The sequence below is a fragment of the Bradyrhizobium sp. 141 genome (assembly GCF_023074055.1).
In the GTDB taxonomy this organism is placed as follows: domain Bacteria; phylum Pseudomonadota; class Alphaproteobacteria; order Rhizobiales; family Xanthobacteraceae; genus Bradyrhizobium.
On record NZ_JADPKR010000064.1, the window covers coordinates 16028 to 34741 of the forward strand.

Sequence of the window (18714 nt, forward strand, 5' to 3'; positions counted from 1 at the left end):
CCGTCCGCGGAGGGATTCTGGATTGCTTCGTCGCTACGCTCCTCGCAATGACGAAATAAAAACCTACCGCTCCGCCCGTCCGATCACCGCCATCAGCTCCGCGATCTTCTCGCGCTGATCGGCCTTGTCGCCGCTCGCGATCGCGTGCTCGACGCAATGGGCGACGTGATCCTTCAGGACCTCCTCCTCGACCCGGCGCAGCGCGGCACGCACCGCCGAGATCTGCGTCACGATGTCGATGCAGTAGCGGTCCTCCTCTACCATTTTCGAGAGGCCGCGAACCTGGCCCTCGATCCGGCCGAGGCGTTTTCCGACAGATGCCTTGATGTCCTTGCGCATGGGGTCTATATACCCCCCTAGGGTATATATTGCAAGGCCGGAGCTTCGCCATGGAAGACGCCGAACACGGGGACCATCACGAGCCGGAAACAGGATGCGGCTGTTCCAGCAAAGCTGCGCCGGCGGCCACACCTGCGGCGTCATCCTGCTGCGGCGATCACGCCGGCCACGCGCATCATCACGCGCAGGACCATGGTGATGGTGCGACCAAGGTCCTCGATCCCGTCTGCGGCATGACCGTCGACCCCGCGACCTCGAAGCACAACCTCACACATCACGGCGAGACCTTCCATTTCTGCTCCGCCGGCTGCCGCAGCAAGTTCGCCGCCGATCCCGCCAAATATCTTGCCAAGGACAAGGCGCCCGCGCCGGAGATGCCCGCCGGCACGATCTACACCTGTCCGATGCATCCGGAGATCCGCCAGGTCGGCCCCGGCAGCTGCCCGATCTGCGGCATGGCGCTGGAGCCGGAAATGGCGAGCCTGGAAACCGGCCCCAATCCGGAGCTTGCCGACATGACACGGCGATTCTGGATCGGCGGCGCGCTGGCGCTGCCGGCCGTGGTGCTGGAGATGGGCGGCCATCTCGCAGGTCCGCACAACTGGATCGATCAGACGCTCTCGAACTGGATCCAGCTCGTCTTCGCCACACCCGTGGTGCTGTGGGCCGGCTGGCCGTTCTTCGTCCGCGGCTGGCAATCGCTAATGACGCGCAACCTCAACATGTTCACGCTGATCGCGATGGGCACCGGTGTCGCCTATGTCTACAGCATCATCGGCACCGTCGCGCCGCAGATTTTTCCTGCGACCTTCCGCGGCCATGAAGGCGCGGTCGCCGTCTATTTCGAGGCGGCTGCGGTCATCACCGTGTTGGTGCTGCTCGGTCAGGTGCTGGAGCTGCGGGCGCGTGACGCGACCTCGGGCGCGATCAAGGCGCTGTTGCAGCTGGCACCGAAGACCGCGCGTCGCGTCGGGCCCGATGGCAGCGAGCATGAGGTCGAGATCGATACGCTTCATGCCGGCGAACGGTTGCGCGTTCGTCCCGGCGAGAAGGTGCCGGTCGACGGAACCATCCTGGAGGGGCGCTCCTCGCTCGACGAATCCCTGGTCACCGGCGAATCCATGCCCGTGACGAAAGAGAGCGGCGCGAAGGTGATCGCCGGCACGCTGAACCAGTCGGGCAGCTTCATCATGCGCGCCGACAAGGTCGGACGCGAGACGCTGCTATCGCAGATCGTGCAGATGGTCGCGGACGCGCAGCGCTCGCGCGCGCCGATCCAGCGGCTGGCCGATCAGGTCGCGGGCTGGTTCGTGCCGACCGTCATTGCCGTTGCCATCGCCGCCTTTGCGGCCTGGTCGTGGTTCGGGCCGGAGCCGCGGCTCGCCTTCGGTCTCGTCGCCGCCGTCAGCGTGCTGATCATCGCCTGCCCCTGCGCGCTCGGCCTCGCGACCCCGATGTCGATCATGGTCGGCGTCGGCCGCGGTGCGCAAGGAGGCGTGCTGATCAAGAACGCCGAGGCGCTGGAGCGGATGGAGAAGATCGACACGCTGGTGGTCGACAAGACCGGAACGCTGACCGAGGGCAAGCCCAAGGTGGTCGCGATCGTGCCGGCTGCTGGTTTCGCGGAAGACGACATCCTCCGGCTTGCAGCCAGCGTCGAGCGCGCCAGCGAACATCCTTTGGCTGACGCGATCGTGCGCGCGGCCAAGCAGAAGCAGCTTGCCGTCGGCCAGGTCGAGCAGTTCGACTCGCCGACCGGCAAGGGCGCCACCGGCAAGGTCGACGGCAAAACCATCGCGCTCGGCAACGCCAGATATCTCGCCTCGATCGGGATCGACACGACGGCGCTCGACACTGAAGCCGAACGGCTGCGCCAGGACGGTGCCACGGTGATCAACATGGCCGTCGATGGCCGGCTCGCCGGCCTGTTCGCGATCGCCGATCCGGTCAAGGCCTCGACGGCGGAGGCGCTGAAGGCGTTAGCTGCCGAAGGCATCAAGGTGATCATGCTGACCGGCGACAACCGCACCACGGCGGAAGCGGTGGCACGCCGGCTCGGCATCGCCGAGGTCGAGGCCGAGGTGCTGCCGGATCAGAAGAGCGCGGTGGTAACCAACCTGCAAAAGGCCGGCCGCATCGTCGCGATGGCCGGCGACGGCGTCAACGACGCGCCGGCGCTGGCCGCCGCCGAAGTCGGCATCGCCATGGGCACCGGCACGGACGTCGCGATGGAGAGCGCGGGCGTGACGCTGCTCAAGGGCGATCTCGTCGGCATCGTCCGGGCGCGAAAACTGTCGCAGGCGACCATGAGCAACATCCGTCAGAACCTGTTCTTCGCCTTCATCTACAACGCCGCCGGCATTCCGATCGCCGCCGGCATCCTCTATCCGGCCTTCGGCGTGCTGCTGTCGCCGATCATCGCGGCAGCGGCGATGGCGCTTTCCTCGGTGAGTGTGGTCGGCAATGCGCTGCGGCTGCGTGCGACGCAGCTGTGAGGACGACTGCGTAGCCCGGATGGAGCGCAAGCGGAATCCGGGTTCTGCTAACAAATCGAGACTGTCCTGGATTGCGCTTCGCTCCATCCGGGCTACGATTCTACGGTTCACGGGACACAGGCGGGACGCGGGGGAAGATCCGATGCAACGAATTACGATCACGATCGAGGACGATCTGCTGGCGGAGATTGACGCGGCGGCGGAAGCACGCGGCTATCAAAACCGCTCCGAGATCATCCGCGATCTCGCCCGCGCCGGCCTGCAGCAGAGCACCGAGGACACGGCGCAGACCGGCCCCTGCGTCGCCGGCCTCGTCTACGTCTACGACCACGCCGCCCGCGATCTGTCGAAACGACTGGTGCAGGAATTCCACGGCCATCACGACCTCGCGCTGGCGACCCTGCATGTCCATCTCGACGACAACAATTGCATGGAGATGACGGCGCTTCGGGGCGACGCCTCCGAAGTCCGGCATTTCGCCGACCACATCATCGCCGAACGCGGCGTGCGCTACGGCCGCGTGGTGATGATCCCGACAGGGGAAGGCAAGCAGGCAAAGGGGCGCAAGCATGGGCATCGGCACGGGTAGGTCGGCCGCGCAGACGGTGCGTAACCCTTGTGGGTGAGCGGCTCCATCCGCTAGCTCAATCTCGTAGGGTGGGCAAAGGCGCACTTGCGCCGTGCCCACCATCAATCGAAACCGCGACAGAAGCCGTGGGCACGCTTCGCTTTGCCCACCCTACGATACTGTGGTCGGGACAAAGGGAGCAGGCCGTAGCTGCCCTCCCTTGCCGAAACCGCCGTGCATCTCTACCTCTCGCGGGTAATTTCGTGAAAGGGCCCCCTATGCTGGATGCCGCCGTGAAGGCGCTGTCGCAAATGATCTCGCCGCCGATGCGCTCGATCCTGTGGCGATCGATCGGGCTTGCGCTCGTGCTGATCACCGTGCTGGCGATCGGTTTGCAGCGGCTCTTGAGCTGGTTTGCGACCTCTGGTGAGGTCTGGCTGGAGGGCCTGCTTGGGCCTGGCTGGCACACCTCGCTCGAGATCCTGTCCTGGATCGTTTCGATCGCCGCCGGCCTCGGCGTCGTGTTCGGCGGCGTCTTCCTGATGCCCGCGATCACTTCGGTGGTGGCCAGCCTGTTCGTCGACGATGTCGCCGACATCGTCGAGCGCGAGCATTACCCTGCCGAGCGTCCGGGCGTCGCGCTGCCGTTCAATCGGGCGATCTTCGAGGGTATCAAGACCGCGCTGCTGACGATCCTGGTCTATCTGATCGCGCTGCCGCTGGTGTTGTTCGCCGGCGCCGGCTTCCTGGTCTTCTTCCTCGCCGCCGCCTGGCTGCTCGGCCGTGAATATTTCGAGCTGGCCGCGATGCGCTTCCGCTCGCCGGAAGAGGCCAAGGCGATGCGGCGCGACAACGCCGCCACCATCTTCACCGCCGGCCTGTTCATCGCCGCCTTCGTCTCGATCCCGATCGTCAATCTGGCGACGCCGATCTTCGGCATGGCCTTCATGGTCCACATGCACAAGCGGCTATCAGGCCCGCGGCCGGAGCTGATCGAGCCGGCGCGGCAGATGCGGTGACGCGCCCGACGCAGCACTGTCTCAGACCGTCTTCTCCGGCCACCGGCAGAGATCGTTGATCAGGCAGACCTCGCAGCGCGGCGTGCGTGCGAGGCAAGTATAGCGGCCGTGCAGGATCAGCCAATGATGGGCGTGCAGCATGAACTCCGCCGGGATCACCTTTTCGAGGCCGAGCTCGACCTCAAGCGGCGTCTTGCCGGGTGCAAGCCCGGTGCGGTTGCCGACACGGAACACATGCGTGTCGACCGCCATGGTGTGCTCGCCGAAGGCCATGTTGAGCACGACGTTGGCGGTCTTGCGGCCAGCGCCGGGCAACGACTCGATCTCGGCGCGCGTGCGCGGCACCTCGCCGCCAAACTCGCTCAGCACCTTTGCCGACAGCGCGATGACGTTTCTGGCCTTGGTGCGGTAGAGGCCGATGGTCTTGATGTACTCGCGCAAGCGCTCCTCGCCGAGATCGAGCATCTTCTGCGGCGTGTCGGCGACTTCGAACAAGGCGCGTGTCGCCTTGTTGACGCCGGCATCGGTGGCCTGCGCCGACAGCACCACGGCCACCAGCAGGGTGAACGGGTTGACGTGCTCGAGCTCACCTTTCGGCTCCGGGTTGGCTTTGCGGAAACGGCTGAAGGCGTCGTGGACCTCGGCGGGGGTCCAACGCCTTGTCGCCTTGAGTGATTTCTTGGCGGGGGCTTTCGGCTTCGCGATGGCCGGCTTTGCCTTCTTCTTCGGCACCGGCGCTTTGCGCGGAGCCGGCTTGTAGGTGATTTTCGCCATGATCGGGATATACTGATGGACGATGAGCACAGGCAACGAAATTGAGCGCGAGCGATCTGAAAGCGAGGACGAGCCTCAGATCTTCTCGGCGCTGCTGACGCCCCACCGCTCGTTGAACCGCACGGGCTTCCTCGCCGTGATGCTGTTCCTGAGCGTGGTGAGCTTTGCCACTGGTCTTGCTTTCCTGTTGAAGGGCGCCTGGCCGGTGCTCGGTTTCTTCGGCCTCGACGTGCTCGTGATCTGGTGGGCCTTCCGGGCTAATTTCCGCACCGCGCGGGCACGCGAGGAGATCACGGTCACGACCTCAGAATTGCGCGTGCGGCGGATCAGCCATCGCGGCCAGGTCGCCGAATGGACGTTCAATCCGCTCTGGGTCCGCCTCGACATGGAGATCGACGAGGACTTTGGCATCGAGCATCTCTATCTGATCTCGCGCGGCCACCAGATCCAGATCGCCCGCTTCCTGGGGCCAGAGGAAAAAGCAAGCTTTCACAAAGGCTTGGTTGAGGCACTCAACGCCGCCAAGCGCGGCCCGACCTACAACCCGATCAGCTGATGTCAGGTCGGAAATCGGGTGGTTTCCCAGCCGTCCCTCCCCTACATTTCCGGTCATGATGACACTCGCCATACATGACCAGCGCCTGGCCAAGCCGGGCCCCCAGAACGCCGCGCTGCGCGACTATGATTCGGTGCGCCGGGCGATCGCCTTCATCTCGGAGAACTGGCGCACGCAGCCGGCCATCGAGGCAATGGCGGATGCGGCCGGCGTCACGCCGGATGAGTTGCACCATCTGTTCCGCCGCTGGGCCTCGATCACGCCAAAGGCCTTCATGCAGGCGCTGACGCTCGACCACGCCAAGGGCTTGCTGCGGGACTCCGCGAGCATTCTCGACGCCGCGCTCGACTCCGGCCTGTCGGGCCCGGGGCGGCTGCACGATCTCTTCGTGACCCATGAAGCGATGTCGCCGGGCGAATGGAAGAACGGTGGCGCCGGCCTGACCTTGCGCTACGGCTTTCACCCCTCGCCGTTCGGCACCGCGATCGTGATCGCCACCGATCGCGGCCTGTCAGGCCTTGCCTTCGCCGACCACGGCGAGGAGAAGGTTGCGCTCGCTGACATGACGCGGCGCTGGCCGAGCGCCACTTACGTCGAGGATCACGAGGGCACGGCGCCGCTCGCTGCGCGCATCTTCGACACCAGGCTCTGGCGGCCGGATCAGCCGCTGCGCGTGGTGATGATCGGCACCGACTTCGAGGTGCGGGTGTGGGAGACGCTGCTGAAGGTCCCCATGGGGCGCGCGGTGTCCTATTCCGACATCGCCTGCAACATCAACAGCCCGAAGGCCTCACGCGCCGTCGGCGCCGCGGTCGGCAAGAACCCGGTCTCGTTCGTCGTGCCCTGCCACCGCGCGCTCGGCAAGAGCGGCACGCTCACCGGCTATCACTGGGGCATCACGCGGAAACAGGCGATGCTGGGCTGGGAAGCCGGGCAGTTGGGGATGCAATAGGAGCTGCAAGCACACTGCCGTAGGGTGGGCAAAGGCGCAACGCGCCGTGCCCACGATCTCTCTGAAACCGCCGACAGAACGTGGGCACGCTTCCGCCTTCGCTCTTCGAGCTACGGCGGACAAGTCGCTTTGCCCACCCTACGAGACCGTCGCTAACCCGCCAGATCCAGCTTCGACGCCACCGTCGAATCCGCATTCAGCCGGTAGATGATCGGCACACCGGTCGCGAGCTCGCGCTTCAGAATGCCTTCAGGCGAGAGCTTTTCCAGTACCATGATCAGCGCGCGCAGCGAGTTGCCGTGGGCGGCGACCAGCGTGCGCTTGCCGTTGAGGACGCCGGGCAGGATTTCCTGCACGTAATAGGGCAGTGCCCGCGCGAGCGTGTCCTTCAGGCTTTCGCCGCCGGGCGGAGGCACGTCGTAGGAACGGCGCCAGATCAGCACCTGGTCCTCACCCCATTTCTTGCGGGCATCGTCCTTGTTGAGGCCGGAGAGGTCGCCATAGTCGCGCTCGTTCAGCGCGAGGTTCTTCGTCGTCGGCAGGCCTTTCTGGTCGAGCTCGCCGAGAATGAGGTCGAGCGTGTGCTGCGCGCGTGTGAGCACCGACGTATAGGCGACGTCGAACACGAGCTCCTGCGCCTTCAGCTTGCGGCCGGCTTCCGTAGCTTCCTTCACGCCGAGCTCGGTGAGGTCAGGGTCCTTCCAACCCGTGAACAGGTTCTTCAGATTCCATTCGCTCTGGCCGTGGCGCACGAGCACGAGAAGACGTTCGCTCATTGACTGCTTTCCGTTACGGTTGTTGTTTGAGCATGATCTTATCGGAAAACCGCTTCACACTTTTCCGGAACATGCTCTGGCTCAGATGTCGGATAGGCCGAGCACGTCGGCCATGGAGTAGTGGCCCGGCTTCTTGCCATGCGCCCACAGCGCCGCCTTCAGCGCACCATGGGCGAACAGCATGCGGTCCTCGGCCTGATGCGACAGCGTCAGGCGTTCGAACGGGCCGAGGAAGGTCACGCTGTGATCGCCGGCGACGGTGCCGCCACGCAAGGAGGCGAAACCGATATTGCCCGGCCTGCGCGCTCCGGTGATGCCGTCACGGCCGCGCTCGGAATGGTCATCGAGGGTGACTCCGCGGCCGCTGGCGGCGGCCTGGCCCAGCATCAGCGCGGTGCCCGAGGGCGCGTCGACCTTCATACGATGATGGGTTTCAACGATCTCGATATCGAAAGTTTCATCGAGCGCCTTGGCGACGCGCTTGACCACCGCGGCAAGCAGATTGACGCCCAGGCTCATATTGCCCGATTGCACCACGACGGCGCGATTGGTGACGCTCTTGATCACGGCGTTGTCGGAGCCCGACAGCCCCGTGGTGCCGACGACATGCACGATACCGCGCTGGGCCGCGATCGCGACATTGGCGATGGTCGCCGCCGGCACGGTGAAATCAAGGATGCCGTCGGCCTCCTTCGACATCGCCCAGAGATCGGCCGACAGCTTGATGCCGTTGGCGGGCAGGCCTGCAAACACGCCCGCATCCTTGCCGAGCAGCTCGGAGCCCGGCGCCTCCAGCGCGCCGGCAAGCACCGCACCTTTGCTTTCGGCAATCGCCCGCACCAGCGCGCGGCCCATCCGGCCGCCGGCCCCAGCAACAATCAAGCGCATGTCGGACATGGTGTGATCCTCTTCGGTGCCGTTGTAGCGGGGGGAGGCAGTTCCGGCAACCGAGCGGGATGAGGCGGTATGGGCGCTCTTACCCTCCCCTGGAGGGAGGGCAATCGCATTGAGACACTCACCAAAGGTCGTCATGCCCGGGCTTGTCCCGGGCATCCACGTTCTCCGCGCTGCGTGGCAAGACGTGGATGGCCGGGACAAGCCCGGCCATGACGATGTGGAGGCTATTGCGCCCCGAATGCACACCTAAATATGCGATAGCCCGACCCTCCGGGCAGGAGAGATCGCGCCTCAGCCGTCCGACGGCTGCGGGCCGTCGTAGCCTTCGATGATGATGAGGTCGGCGACCGAGTGCGGCTGGCGCACCTTGATGTTGGCTTGGTATTCCGGTGAGTTGTAGCAGGCGATCGCGGTTTCGTAGTCCGGGAATTCGATCACGACGTTGCGGGTGCGGCTGGCGCCTTCGACGGTGGTGAACTTGCCGGCGCGGACGACGAAGCGGCCGCCCCATTTCCTGAAGATCGGACCGTTGGCGACGGCATAGGGCTTGTAGCCCTCGTCACTGCTCACATCGACGCGCCCGATCCAGTAGCCTTTTGCCATTGTTCTTCTCCCTGTGTTGTTGGTGGTGATCTCTATTTGAGCAGGATCTGATCGGAAAACCGCTTCACACTTTGCGCTAACGCGGCCCTTCGGGTCCGGATCATGCTCCCAGCGCCTGCGCGATCTCGGCCTGGATGGATTCAGCGATCGCCCTTGGGTCCGCCGCTTCCACCACCGGCCGACCGACGACGAGATAGTCGGCGCCAGCACTGATTGCGCGACCGGGCGTCATGATGCGCTTCTGGTCGCCGCTTGCCGCGCCGGCCGGCCGGATGCCCGGTGTGACGAGATGCATCTGGTGGCCGACGATCTTGCGCAAGGCACCGACCTCCTCGGGCGAGGACACGAGGCCATCGACGCCGAGCACCTGCGCCTGCTGCGCGCGCGCCTCGACCAATTCCGAGACGCTGAGCCGGTACCCGGCCGCGTGCAGGTCGTCGTCGTTGTAGGAGGTCAGGACCGTGACCGCGAGAATCTTCAGGCTGGCGCTGCCGCGGCCCTCGACGGCGCCCTTCATGGTCTGCGGATAGGCGTGCACGGTGACGAAGGTTGCGCCCAGCTTCGCCACACTCTCCACACCACGCGTGACCGTGTTGCCGATGTCGTGCATCTTGAGATCGGCGAAAACCTTCTTGCCCCTGTCGGCGAGCTTGCCGATCAGCGGCAGGCCGCCGGCATAGGCGAGCTGGTAGCCGATCTTGTAGAACGTGACGCTGTCGCCGAGCCTGTCGATCATCGCTTCCGCGGCATCGACGCTGGGCAGATCGAGCGCGACGATCAGGCGGTCCTTGGGGGCGATCTCGGCTGGCGTCATGTCACCTCACATCATGCGTTGGGAAATGTCGATCAACTGGGTTACCAGCTCCTTCAACGCGGCGATGTCGCCCTCGTTCTTGAGCCTGTCCATATCGTCATAGGCCTGGTCGGCAAAGGCGAGCGTGAGCTGGCTGGCAATCACATTGGCGTGGCACGAGGTCAGGATCAGCCGCAACGCCTGGAGCGCGCGGGCGGCACCTAACCGGCTCTGCGAGGCGCCGGCGAGCGCGAAGGCGCGGCTGCGAAAGACTTCGCCGCGCGCCTCGTGCAGCTCGTGCACGCGGCTGACCCAGTCGATCGCGTTCTTCAGCAGCGGCGGCACCGAGGCGTTGTATTCGGGCGAGACGATCAGCACGCCATGATGGGCCCCGATCATGCGCTTGAGATTGATCGCGTGCTTGGGTACGCCGGACTTGGCCTGAAGATCGCCGTCGTAGATCGGCAGCGGGAAATCGGCGAGCGAGATCCGGGTGACGTCGACGCCTGCCCGGGCGAATTCATAGGCGGCGAGCGCCGCCAGCTTCGCATTGTGCGAGCCGGTGCGCAGCGAGCCGGGAATGACCAGGATTTTGGGTGCGGACATCCGCTTCCATGCGTTCGGCGAAACGAGCCCGCCGCGCAAAGAGGGACGCCGGCGGAATTAATGCTTGCGATACACCCAGACGCGAGCCGGCGGAAGGTTCATCCAGATCCGTTCCGAGGCCTCTGTGGACACGCCGGGCAGCGATTTCGGGATCGGCGGCACCACCGCATAGGTGAACTGGACGAACGGCGCGCCGGGCGCCAGCGCCGTGAAGGCATCGCGGATCAGCCGCAGCCGGGTCAACATCGGTTTTGTGACCAGCGGCAGGCCGGAGACGACGGCGGAGGCGGGCGCGCTCAGGACGTTCCAGAGCGTGTCGCGCAGGCGATAGGCATCGCCCTGCACCACCTTGGCCTGCGGATAGCGGTCGCGCAGCAGGGCGCAGAAGCCGGGATTGTATTCGACGAGGACGAGGCGCTTCTGGTCGACGCCGCGCTCGATCAGGGCCGAGGTGATGGCGCCGGTGCCGGGCCCGAGTTCAACCACCGGTGCGTCCGAATCGATATCGACGTAATGGGCCATGGTCCGGGCCAGCAGCTTGCCCGACGGCATCACCGCGCCCATGTGCAGGGGCTTTTCGATCCATGATCGGAGAAAACGCACCTCGTCATCGAGACGGGGCTTCTTCAACGCACGCGCGGACGATGGCAATGGCATGTCAGGACCGGACGGGACCGCGGGACCGCGTGTCAGAAAATGGTCATAAAGACGTATAGGCCGAAGGCGGTACGGTCAAGCCGAGTCAATTCGCCCGATTACCGAAGAAATCCTTGACCTTGGCGAAGAAGCCCTCGGATTCCGGCTGGGTGTTGCCGGAGGACAGCTTTTCGAACTCGGCCAGCAGCTCCTGCTGCTTCTTGGTGAGATTCTGCGGGGTCTCGACCACGACCTGAACATACATGTCGCCCATCTGGCGCGACCGCAGCACCGGCATGCCTTTTGATGCAATGCGAAATCGGCGGTTGGACTGGGTCCCGGCCGGCACCTTCACCTTGGCCTTGCTCTTCTCGATGGTCGGCACCTCGAATTCGCCGCCGAGGGCGGCCGTCACCATCGAGATCGGCACACGGCAATGCAGATCGGCGCCGTCGCGCTGGAAGAACTGGTGCTGGGCCAGCGACAGGAAGATGTAGAGGTCGCCGGGCGGACCGCCGCGGACCCCCGCCTCACCCTCACCGGCGAGCCTGATCCTTGTGCCTTCCTCGACACCGGGGGGAATGTTGACCGAAAGATTCCGCTCGCGGGTGACGCGGCCCTGGCCCGAGCAGGACGGGCAGGCATCCTCGATCATCTGGCCGCGGCCCTGGCAGCCCGGACAAGTCCGCTCCAGCGTGAAGAAGCCCTGCGACTGCCGCACGCGGCCGGCGCCGCCGCAGGTCGAGCAGGTCTTGGGCTTGGTTCCGGCCTTGGCGCCGATCCCCGAGCAGGCCTCGCAGGTGACCGAGACCGGAATCTCGATCTGCGCGGTCTTGCCGCCAAAGGCTTCCTCGAGCGTGATTTCCATGTTGTAGCGCAGGTCGGCGCCGCGCTCGCGACCGCCGCGGCCGCGCTGCCCGGCCATGCCGAACAAATCTTCGAAAATGTCGGAGAAAGAGGAGGCGAAGCCCGCGCCGAAGCCGGCACCACCACCACCGCCCTGCTCGAAAGCGGCATGACCGTAGCGGTCATAGGCGGCGCGCTTGTCCTTGTCCTTGAGGACCTCGTAGGCCTCGTTGAGTTCCTTGAATTTGACTTCGCTGGTCTCATCCCCCGGATTGCGGTCGGGATGAAATTTCATGGCGAGCTTGCGGAACGACGACTTCAGCTTGCCTTCGTCGGCATCGCGTTCGACCTCGAGGGTCTCGTAGTAGCAGCGCTTGGTGGACGTGGACATGTCGGACTCGGTCTATCCAATCGCGATTCAAGTCGGAGCGAAACAACGTCGCCACGCGACAATATAGGCGGCCTTCCGCCTGGCGGCAGAGGGCTGCATGGCAACGTTCAGCATAACGGCTGGGAATTGATTGATCGTAACGGGCACCCGTCCCGTCGAGCCCGACACGACGGCCTCCCCCGTAAGGGAGGAGGCCGGTAGCGCGTGTGGGGTCCAAGCCGTCCGCATCGTCACCCTCTCGGGGTTCAGGCGGACTTCTTGTTGTTCTTGTCGTCGTCGACCTCGGTGAATTCCGCGTCGACGACGTCGTCCTTGGCCGCGTCCTTCTTGGCGTCGGCCTCGGCCTGCTGCTTGTACATGGCTTCGCCAAGCTTCATCGACGCCTGGGCCAGCGTTTGGGTCTTGGCCTTGATCGCCTCGGCATCGTCGCCCTTCAGCGCTTCCTTGAGGTCGCCGACGGCATCCTCGATGGCGCGGCGCTCGGTCTCGCCGACCTTCGAGCCGTGCTCGGCCAAAGCCTTCTCGGTCGAATGCACCAGACCATCCGCCTCGTTCTTGGCGGTCACGGCCTCGCGGCGCTTCTTGTCCGCCTCGGCATTGGCCTCGGCGTCCTTGACCATCTTCTCGATGTCGGCTTCCGACAGGCCGCCGGAGGCCTGAATGCGGATCTGCTGCTCCTTGCCGGTGGCCTTGTCCTTGGCCGAGACGTTGACGATGCCGTTGGCGTCGATGTCGAACGTCACCTCGATCTGCGGCATGCCGCGCGGGGCCGGCGGAATGCCCATCAGGTCGAACTGGCCGAGCATCTTGTTGTCGGCCGCCATTTCACGCTCGCCCTGGAAGACGCGGATGGTGACCGCGTTCTGGCTGTCCTCGGCGGTCGAGAACACCTGGCTCTTTTTGGTCGGGATCGTGGTGTTGCGGTCGATGATGCGCGTGAACACGCCGCCCAGCGTCTCGATGCCCAGCGACAGCGGGGTGACGTCGAGCAGCAGCACGTCCTTGACGTCGCCCTGGAGCACGCCGGCCTGGATCGCGGCGCCGATCGCCACGACTTCGTCCGGGTTGACGCCCTTGTGCGGCTCCTTGCCGAACAGCTGCTTCACGACTTCCTGGACCTTCGGCATGCGCGACATGCCGCCGACCAGAACCACTTCGCCGATCTCACCGGCGGTGACGCCGGCGTCCTTCAGCGCCTTGCGGCAGGGCTCGACGGTCTTCTGGACGAGGTCGTCGACCAGCGCCTCGAACTTGGCGCGGGTGAGCTTCATCGTCAGATGCTTCGGGCCGGTCTGGTCCGCGGTGATGAAGGGCAGGTTGATCTCGGTCTGCGTCGTCGACGACAGTTCGATCTTGGCCTTTTCAGCGGCTTCCTTCAGGCGCTGCAACGCGAGCTTGTCGTTGCGCAGGTTGATGCCCTGCTCCTTCTGGAATTCGTCGGCGAGATAGCCGACCAGGCGCATGTCGAAGTCTTCGCCGCCGAGGAAGGTGTCGCCGTTGGTCGACTTCACCTCGAACACGCCGTCGCCGATCTCGAGGATCGAGATATCGAACGTGCCGCCGCCGAGATCGTACACCGCGATCGTGCCGGTCTTGGTCTTGTCGAGGCCATAAGCAAGCGCAGCCGCGGTCGGCTCGTTGATGATGCGCAGCACTTCGAGGCCCGCGATCTTGCCGGCGTCCTTGGTCGCCTGGCGCTGGGCGTCGTTGAAGTAGGCGGGAACGGTGATGACGGCCTGGTCGACCTTCTGGCCGAGATGGGCTTCCGCGGTCTCCTTCATCTTCTGCAAGATGAACGCCGAGACCTGCGAGGGCGAGTAGGTCTGGCCGTCGGCCTCGACCCAGGCGTCGCCGTTGGAAGCCTTCACGATCTTGTAGGGGACGAGCTTCTTGTCCTTCTCGACCATCGGGTCGTCGTAGCGGCGGCCAATGAGGCGCTTCACTGCGAAGAAGGTGCGCTCGGGATTGGTAACGGCCTGGCGCTTGGCCGGCTGGCCGACGAGGCGCTCACCGTCGTCCGTAACGGCGACGATCGAGGGCGTCGTGCGCATGCCTTCGGAATTCTCGATGACTTTGGCGTTCTTGCCATCCATCACGGCGACGCACGAATTCGTGGTGCCGAGGTCGATCCCAATGACCTTTCCCATGGTCCTGATATCCTTGTTTTTGCGGCAGGTTGGCTGGGCCCAGAAGGCACCCAAACCGAAACCCCCTAAGATCAAACATCCGCGATATTGCGATGATTGAGGCTCATATAGGAGGGGGGGAGGGGCCCGCAAGGACCGAAGCCAGGTTTCTGCCGCGAAAACATTGGGTTTTGGAAGAACATATCCGGGCTTCACCGCCTTGCGGGTGAGGAATTATTAACAGGTTCAGGTCTCGGCAAGCCCCACTACCCGCAGCCGGTCCTCGCCCTGTTGCCGCAAGCCCAAACCCGGTAAAAGGCGGACCGGCCGGGCAGCCGCCACGGCTGCTCCGCGCGACAAAGCGGCCCGGTGGCCGACCATCGAACGGCCTCAATGTGAACCAATCAGAGTGCCCATGAAGCTGATCCGCCCCCTCGCCGCGCTCGCCCTCTTCATTGCCTCCGCGTTGCCGGCCCTTGCCGCCGACGCCGTGTTTCCGCCCGGCTTGCGCCTCGGCATGGTGCCGCTGGTCGGCCTCAACACCGCAAAAACCTTTCCGGGCTTCGAGAGCGAGGACGGCAGCGTCAAGGTGCTGATCACCGAGCTGCCGCCGGCGGCCTATGGCGAGGTCGTGAGCGCCTTCAATTCCAATCCGGCCGGCGCGAATGGCGTCAAGCAGGACAAGGTCGAGACTCCCGCGGGCCTTGCCTATTTCACCACCGAAAGCGGCAAGGCCGGCGACACCCCGGTGAAGCGCTATTCGATGATCGTGCCGGGCGCCGGCTTCTCCGGTTATGTCGCGGTGCAGATCCCGGAGAATGCGACCAAGATCTACACGGATGAAGCGGTGCGGCAGATGTTTGCGACCGCCGCCACCCGCAAGCAGGTCTCGGCCGAGGAGCAGATCGCGCTGATGCCGTTCAAGATCACCGATCTCGCCGACTTCAAGGACATCCGCACGCTGGCGCCCGGCTCGAGCATCATCCTGGCCGACGGCGACGAGAGCACCGGCTATGAGTCGAAGCCGTTCATGATCCTCGGCGTGATCGGCGCCACCCCGCAAGCCGCCGACGACCGCGCCCGCTTCGCCCAGGAGGCGGCGCTTCAGATCCCGGGCGTGCGCGAATCGCGCGTCACCATGTCCGAGCCGATCCGCATCAATGGCCAGCAAGGCTTCGAGACCCGGATCGACGGCGTCAGTGGCAAGGACAAGACCCCGGTCACCGTGGTGCAGTGGATCCGCTTCTCGAGCGGCGGCGCCTCGCTCCGTATCATCGCCAGCGCCCCGCGCGAGCAATGGCTAGCCGCCTTCACCCGCTTCCGCGCCGTGCGCGACGGCATCCAGCCGAAGGGGTAGTTGCATCTCCGAACGAGATGCGCGCTCCCTCCCCGCCTGCGGGGGAGGGCTGGGGAGAGGGTGTCTCCTCATGGGGACAATCCCCCAGAGGATAGAACCCTCACCCGCCGCGCGGGACGATGCTTCGCATCGCCCGGGGCGCGCCGACCTCTCCCGCAAGCGGGAGAGGTGCACTGAGAGCGCGGCAGCAGCCCAACCCCTCACCAAAGCCGGCTGCATTTTCGGGCTTCTGTTCGTACACGAACGGAACTAGGCTTCGCTTCCGTTGGATCATCCCAAGGGAGGCGAACGATGCTGGACCGACGACAAGTCTTGGCAATGCTCGGAACGACGGCGCTGGCGAGCCTCGCGCCAACCGCGCTGTTTGCAGCGGCATCGATCAAGCCTGACGAGACCTCCGCCCTGCTCGTGATCGACGTGCAGAACTGCTTCCTGCCCGGCGGCAGCCTCGCGGTGAAAGAGGGCGAGCAGGTGGTGCCCGTCATCAACAAGATCTCGAAAGCGTTTGCGAATGTGGTGATGACGCAGGACTGGCACACGCCAGGCCACGTCTCGTTCGCGTCAGTGCATTCCGGCAAGAAGCCGTTCGAGACCGTCGATCTCCCCTACGGCAAGCAGGTGCTGTGGCCGGACCATTGCGTGCAGGGCACCGACGGAGCCGCGCTGTCGAAGGACCTTGCGATCCCGCACGCCGAGCTCATCATCCGCAAGGGTTTCCACAAGGACGTCGACAGTTATTCGGCCTTTCTCGAGGCCGACGGCAAGACCTCGACCGGACTTGCCGGATACCTGAAGGGGCGCAAGATCAAGCGCGTCTTCGTTGCAGGGCTGGCGACAGACTTCTGCGTCGCCTGGACCGCGCTCGACGCGCGCAAGGCAGGCTTCGAGGTCTATGTGGTGGAAGACGCCTGCCGCGGCATCGACACGCAGGGTTCGCTGGCAAAAGCCTGGGCCGATATGGCCAAGGCCGGCGTGAAGCGGATTCAGTCTGCGGACATCGCGGCGAGCGCGTAAGGGTTTCACAGAGTCGTTCCGGGTTCGGCTCTGCGAGCCGCCCCGGAATGACACCGAACTTAGTTCGGTGCGTCGCTCGCCTCGTTGTTGTTCGCCGCCGGAGCGGCCTTAGCGCCGCCCTTGGCGACGCCGACCAAAGCCGGGCGCAGCACGCGCTCGCCGATAGTATAGCCGGCCTGCATGATCTGGACCACGGTGCCCGAGGGCACCGACGGATCGGGCACTTCGTACATCGCCTGGTGGAAGTTCGGATCGAACTTCTGGCCCTGCGGATCGAGCTTCTTCACGCCATGCTTTTCCAGCGCGTTGAGCAGCGACCGCTCGGTGAGCTCGACGCCCTCGATCAGCGAGATCAGGCCGGGATCGGCGGTGGCACGGGCCTCAGCCGGAACGGCATCGAGCGCGCGCTGGAGATTGTCGGCGATGTCGAGCACGTCGCGGGCGAAGCCGGTGATGCCATAGAGGCGGGCGTCGGCGACTTCCTTGGCGGTTCGCTTGCGCAAATTCTCCATCTCGGCCAGCGTCCGCAGCATGCGGTCGCGCGCTTCGGTGGCTTCCTTCTGCAAGGTTTCGACCGAGCCGGGCTCGGGATCGTCGGGCATGATGTAGGGCTTCGACACCACGGGCTCGGGGGTCGGCGCGGTCGTGTCTTCGGGTTGCCGGTCTCGATCGGTCATCGGCTCTAATCTCGAACTCGTTTCCAGGGATTGTTGGCCCGGATATCGTGCCTAAGCGTGCGAAAATCAAGCGCCCGTGATCGGCGGAAACGCCGTCAGCCCCCCAAAAGGCGGCTGACGATGCGGGCGGCGTAGTCCACAGTCGGGATCACGCGGGCATAATTCAGCCGCGTCGGGCCGATCACGCCCAGGACGCCGACGATGTGGCCGCCGGCATCCCGATAGGGCGAGATGATGGTGGAGGAGCCTGACAAGGAAAACAGCTTGTTCTCGCTGCCGATGAAGATGCGCACGCCTTCCGCGGTCTCGGCCCGGCCCAGGAGGTCGATGACGCCGCGCTTGGTCTCGAGATCGTCGAACAAAAGGCGCACCCGCTCCAAATCCTCCAGCGCGTGCAGATCCTCCAGCAGATTGGCGTGGCCGCGGACGATGAGCTGCCGGTCCTCGTTCTCGCCGCCGGACCAGCTTGCGATTCCGGCCGAGATCACCTTCTGCGTCAGCTGATCGAGCTCGGCGCGGGCTTCCCCAAGTGCAGTCTCGAGCTCGAGCCGCGCCTCGGCCAGGGTGCGGCCGCGAATCCGCGCATTGAGGAAATTGCCGGCTTCGGTGAGCGCCGAGGATGGAACTCCGGGCGGCAGCGTCAGCACGCGGTTTTCGACCTGACCGTCCTCGCCGACCAGGATGACCAAGGCTTTCTCGGGTTCCAGCCGGACGAACTCGATATGCTTCAGCCGCGCATTGGATTTTGGCGTCAGCACCACCGCGGCGGCACGGGTCAGTCCCGACAGCCGCATCAAGGCCTGGTCCAGCGCCGCCTCGACCGATTGCGCCTGACCTACGGTGGCAAGCTGGCTCTGGATCGCCGCACGCTCAGTTTCAGTGAGGTCGCCGACCTGCATCAGGGCATCGACGAAAAAGCGTAAGCCCAGTTCCGTCGGCAGCCGGCCGGCGGAGGTATGGGGCGCGTAGATCAGGCCGAGCTGTTCCAGATCGGCCATGACGTTGCGGACCGAGGCCGGCGACAGCGGCATCGCGATCAGGCGCGAGATATTGCGCGATCCCACGGGCTCGCCGGTCGCGAGATAGCTTTCGACAATTTGACGAAAGATGTCGCGGGAACGCTCGTTGAGCTGGGCAAGGCCTGCGCGCGGCGCGATCAGGTGGATCGGATCGTGATGGGCCACCGACGGTAACTCCTCTCAGATGCTCATTATTTGTCCATCCCGGGGGCTTCTGACAAGCGTGGCGTTTGCGGGCACGAAATCGGGGGTGAAAAAACCTTGCCGCCC

At 65.1% G+C, this 18714-nt stretch carries 19 protein-coding genes; 7 read left to right on the forward strand and 12 right to left on the reverse strand.

Annotated features, from left to right (window positions below):
- Positions 1–63: 63 nt before the first annotated feature.
- Positions 64–339, reverse strand: coding sequence for a metal-sensitive transcriptional regulator (locus tag IVA81_RS18210; RefSeq protein ID WP_007598521.1), 276 nt, complete (start codon positions 337–339; stop codon positions 64–66).
- A gap of 50 nt (positions 340–389) precedes the next feature.
- Between IVA81_RS18210 and IVA81_RS18215 the strand changes: the two genes are divergently transcribed.
- The 3 genes from IVA81_RS18215 (at position 390) to IVA81_RS18225 (ending at position 4421) form a co-directional block, all read left to right on the forward strand.
- Positions 390–2834 (forward strand): heavy metal translocating P-type ATPase, encoded by a 2445-nt coding sequence (locus IVA81_RS18215; protein WP_247320517.1) that lies wholly within the window; start codon positions 390–392, stop codon positions 2832–2834.
- Positions 2835–2976: 142 nt separating this feature from the next.
- Positions 2977–3423 (forward strand): nickel-responsive transcriptional regulator NikR, encoded by a 447-nt coding sequence (gene nikR / locus IVA81_RS18220; RefSeq protein WP_247320520.1) that lies wholly within the window; start codon positions 2977–2979, stop codon positions 3421–3423.
- 257 nt (positions 3424–3680) lie between these two features.
- Complete coding sequence (locus IVA81_RS18225) at positions 3681–4421, forward strand: sulfate transporter family protein (RefSeq protein ID WP_247320835.1); 741 nt, start codon at positions 3681–3683, stop codon at positions 4419–4421.
- A 21-nt stretch (positions 4422–4442) separates the two neighbouring features.
- Here IVA81_RS18225 and nth read toward each other — a convergent pair whose 3' ends face one another.
- Complete coding sequence (gene nth / locus IVA81_RS18230) at positions 4443–5195, reverse strand: endonuclease III (RefSeq protein ID WP_247320523.1); 753 nt, start codon at positions 5193–5195, stop codon at positions 4443–4445.
- Between the two features lie 22 nt (positions 5196–5217).
- Here nth and IVA81_RS18235 point away from each other — a divergent pair, with 22 nt between their 5' ends.
- On the forward strand, positions 5218–5751 hold the full coding sequence (locus tag IVA81_RS18235; protein WP_247320524.1) for a DUF2244 domain-containing protein: 534 nt from the start codon (positions 5218–5220) through the stop codon (positions 5749–5751).
- A gap of 55 nt (positions 5752–5806) precedes the next feature.
- Entirely contained in the window at positions 5807–6703 is an 897-nt protein-coding gene (locus IVA81_RS18240; RefSeq protein WP_247320526.1) for a bifunctional helix-turn-helix domain-containing protein/methylated-DNA--[protein]-cysteine S-methyltransferase, read from the forward strand.
- A gap of 152 nt (positions 6704–6855) precedes the next feature.
- On the opposite strand, the gene IVA81_RS18245 is transcribed toward IVA81_RS18240, so the two are convergent.
- From IVA81_RS18245 to dnaK, 8 genes are all read right to left on the reverse strand, one after another.
- Positions 6856–7479 carry a 2,3-bisphosphoglycerate-dependent phosphoglycerate mutase gene (locus tag IVA81_RS18245; RefSeq protein ID WP_247320527.1) on the reverse strand — a complete coding sequence of 208 codons (624 nt, stop codon included), beginning with the start codon at positions 7477–7479 and terminating at the stop codon, positions 6856–6858.
- 81 nt (positions 7480–7560) lie between these two features.
- Entirely contained in the window at positions 7561–8376 is an 816-nt protein-coding gene (gene dapB, locus IVA81_RS18250) for a 4-hydroxy-tetrahydrodipicolinate reductase (protein ID WP_247320528.1), read from the reverse strand.
- Between the two features lie 291 nt (positions 8377–8667).
- Positions 8668–8979 carry a DUF1330 domain-containing protein gene (locus IVA81_RS18255; RefSeq protein ID WP_247320529.1) on the reverse strand — a complete coding sequence of 104 codons (312 nt, stop codon included), beginning with the start codon at positions 8977–8979 and terminating at the stop codon, positions 8668–8670.
- Between the two features lie 100 nt (positions 8980–9079).
- Entirely contained in the window at positions 9080–9793 is a 714-nt protein-coding gene (pyrF, locus tag IVA81_RS18260; protein ID WP_247320531.1) for an orotidine-5'-phosphate decarboxylase, read from the reverse strand.
- Between the two features lie 6 nt (positions 9794–9799).
- Positions 9800–10378, reverse strand: a complete 579-nt coding sequence (locus tag IVA81_RS18265; protein WP_247320533.1) for an NAD(P)H-dependent oxidoreductase — start codon at positions 10376–10378, stop codon at positions 9800–9802.
- Positions 10379–10435: 57 nt separating this feature from the next.
- Entirely contained in the window at positions 10436–11035 is a 600-nt protein-coding gene (locus IVA81_RS18270; RefSeq protein ID WP_247320535.1) for an rRNA adenine N-6-methyltransferase family protein, read from the reverse strand.
- A gap of 85 nt (positions 11036–11120) precedes the next feature.
- A complete protein-coding gene (dnaJ, locus tag IVA81_RS18275) occupies positions 11121–12251 on the reverse strand; it encodes a molecular chaperone DnaJ (protein ID WP_247320537.1) in 1131 nt (376 codons plus the stop codon).
- A 245-nt stretch (positions 12252–12496) separates the two neighbouring features.
- Positions 12497–14398: a molecular chaperone DnaK gene (gene dnaK / locus IVA81_RS18280; protein ID WP_028139411.1), complete on the reverse strand. Its 1902-nt coding sequence runs from the start codon at positions 14396–14398 to the stop codon at positions 12497–12499.
- A gap of 394 nt (positions 14399–14792) precedes the next feature.
- Here dnaK and IVA81_RS18285 point away from each other — a divergent pair, with 394 nt between their 5' ends.
- Positions 14793–15734, forward strand: coding sequence for a hypothetical protein (locus IVA81_RS18285; protein ID WP_247320538.1), 942 nt, complete (start codon positions 14793–14795; stop codon positions 15732–15734).
- A 291-nt stretch (positions 15735–16025) separates the two neighbouring features.
- Positions 16026–16748 (forward strand): bifunctional nicotinamidase/pyrazinamidase, encoded by a 723-nt coding sequence (gene pncA / locus IVA81_RS18290; RefSeq protein WP_247320540.1) that lies wholly within the window; start codon positions 16026–16028, stop codon positions 16746–16748.
- 59 nt (positions 16749–16807) lie between these two features.
- Here the strand turns inward: pncA and grpE are convergent, their stop codons facing one another.
- Positions 16808–17425, reverse strand: coding sequence for a nucleotide exchange factor GrpE (gene grpE / locus IVA81_RS18295; protein ID WP_247320542.1), 618 nt, complete (start codon positions 17423–17425; stop codon positions 16808–16810).
- Between the two features lie 95 nt (positions 17426–17520).
- Positions 17521–18609, reverse strand: a complete 1089-nt coding sequence (gene hrcA / locus IVA81_RS18300) for a heat-inducible transcriptional repressor HrcA (RefSeq protein WP_247320544.1) — start codon at positions 18607–18609, stop codon at positions 17521–17523.
- Positions 18610–18714 lie beyond the last annotated feature (105 nt).

What these genes read in the sequence shown, in the direction of transcription:
- IVA81_RS18210 (WP_007598521.1), bottom strand. Translation starts at nt 339, where the DNA reads ATGCGCAAGGACATCAAGGCATCTGTCGGAAAACGCCTCGGCCGGATC.
- IVA81_RS18215 (WP_247320517.1), top strand. Translation starts at nt 390, where the DNA reads ATGGAAGACGCCGAACACGGGGACCATCACGAGCCGGAAACAGGATGC.
- nikR (WP_247320520.1), top strand. Translation starts at nt 2,977, where the DNA reads ATGCAACGAATTACGATCACGATCGAGGACGATCTGCTGGCGGAGATT.
- IVA81_RS18225 (WP_247320835.1), top strand. Translation starts at nt 3,681, where the DNA reads ATGCTGGATGCCGCCGTGAAGGCGCTGTCGCAAATGATCTCGCCGCCG.
- nth (WP_247320523.1), bottom strand. Translation starts at nt 5,195, where the DNA reads ATGGCGAAAATCACCTACAAGCCGGCTCCGCGCAAAGCGCCGGTGCCG.
- IVA81_RS18235 (WP_247320524.1), top strand. Translation starts at nt 5,218, where the DNA reads ATGAGCACAGGCAACGAAATTGAGCGCGAGCGATCTGAAAGCGAGGAC.
- IVA81_RS18240 (WP_247320526.1), top strand. Translation starts at nt 5,807, where the DNA reads ATGATGACACTCGCCATACATGACCAGCGCCTGGCCAAGCCGGGCCCC.
- IVA81_RS18245 (WP_247320527.1), bottom strand. Translation starts at nt 7,479, where the DNA reads ATGAGCGAACGTCTTCTCGTGCTCGTGCGCCACGGCCAGAGCGAATGG.
- dapB (WP_247320528.1), bottom strand. Translation starts at nt 8,376, where the DNA reads ATGTCCGACATGCGCTTGATTGTTGCTGGGGCCGGCGGCCGGATGGGC.
- IVA81_RS18255 (WP_247320529.1), bottom strand. Translation starts at nt 8,979, where the DNA reads ATGGCAAAAGGCTACTGGATCGGGCGCGTCGATGTGAGCAGTGACGAG.
- pyrF (WP_247320531.1), bottom strand. Translation starts at nt 9,793, where the DNA reads ATGACGCCAGCCGAGATCGCCCCCAAGGACCGCCTGATCGTCGCGCTC.
- IVA81_RS18265 (WP_247320533.1), bottom strand. Translation starts at nt 10,378, where the DNA reads ATGTCCGCACCCAAAATCCTGGTCATTCCCGGCTCGCTGCGCACCGGC.
- IVA81_RS18270 (WP_247320535.1), bottom strand. Translation starts at nt 11,035, where the DNA reads ATGCCATTGCCATCGTCCGCGCGTGCGTTGAAGAAGCCCCGTCTCGAT.
- dnaJ (WP_247320537.1), bottom strand. Translation starts at nt 12,251, where the DNA reads ATGTCCACGTCCACCAAGCGCTGCTACTACGAGACCCTCGAGGTCGAA.
- dnaK (WP_028139411.1), bottom strand. Translation starts at nt 14,398, where the DNA reads ATGGGAAAGGTCATTGGGATCGACCTCGGCACCACGAATTCGTGCGTC.
- IVA81_RS18285 (WP_247320538.1), top strand. Translation starts at nt 14,793, where the DNA reads ATGAAGCTGATCCGCCCCCTCGCCGCGCTCGCCCTCTTCATTGCCTCC.
- pncA (WP_247320540.1), top strand. Translation starts at nt 16,026, where the DNA reads ATGCTGGACCGACGACAAGTCTTGGCAATGCTCGGAACGACGGCGCTG.
- grpE (WP_247320542.1), bottom strand. Translation starts at nt 17,425, where the DNA reads ATGACCGATCGAGACCGGCAACCCGAAGACACGACCGCGCCGACCCCC.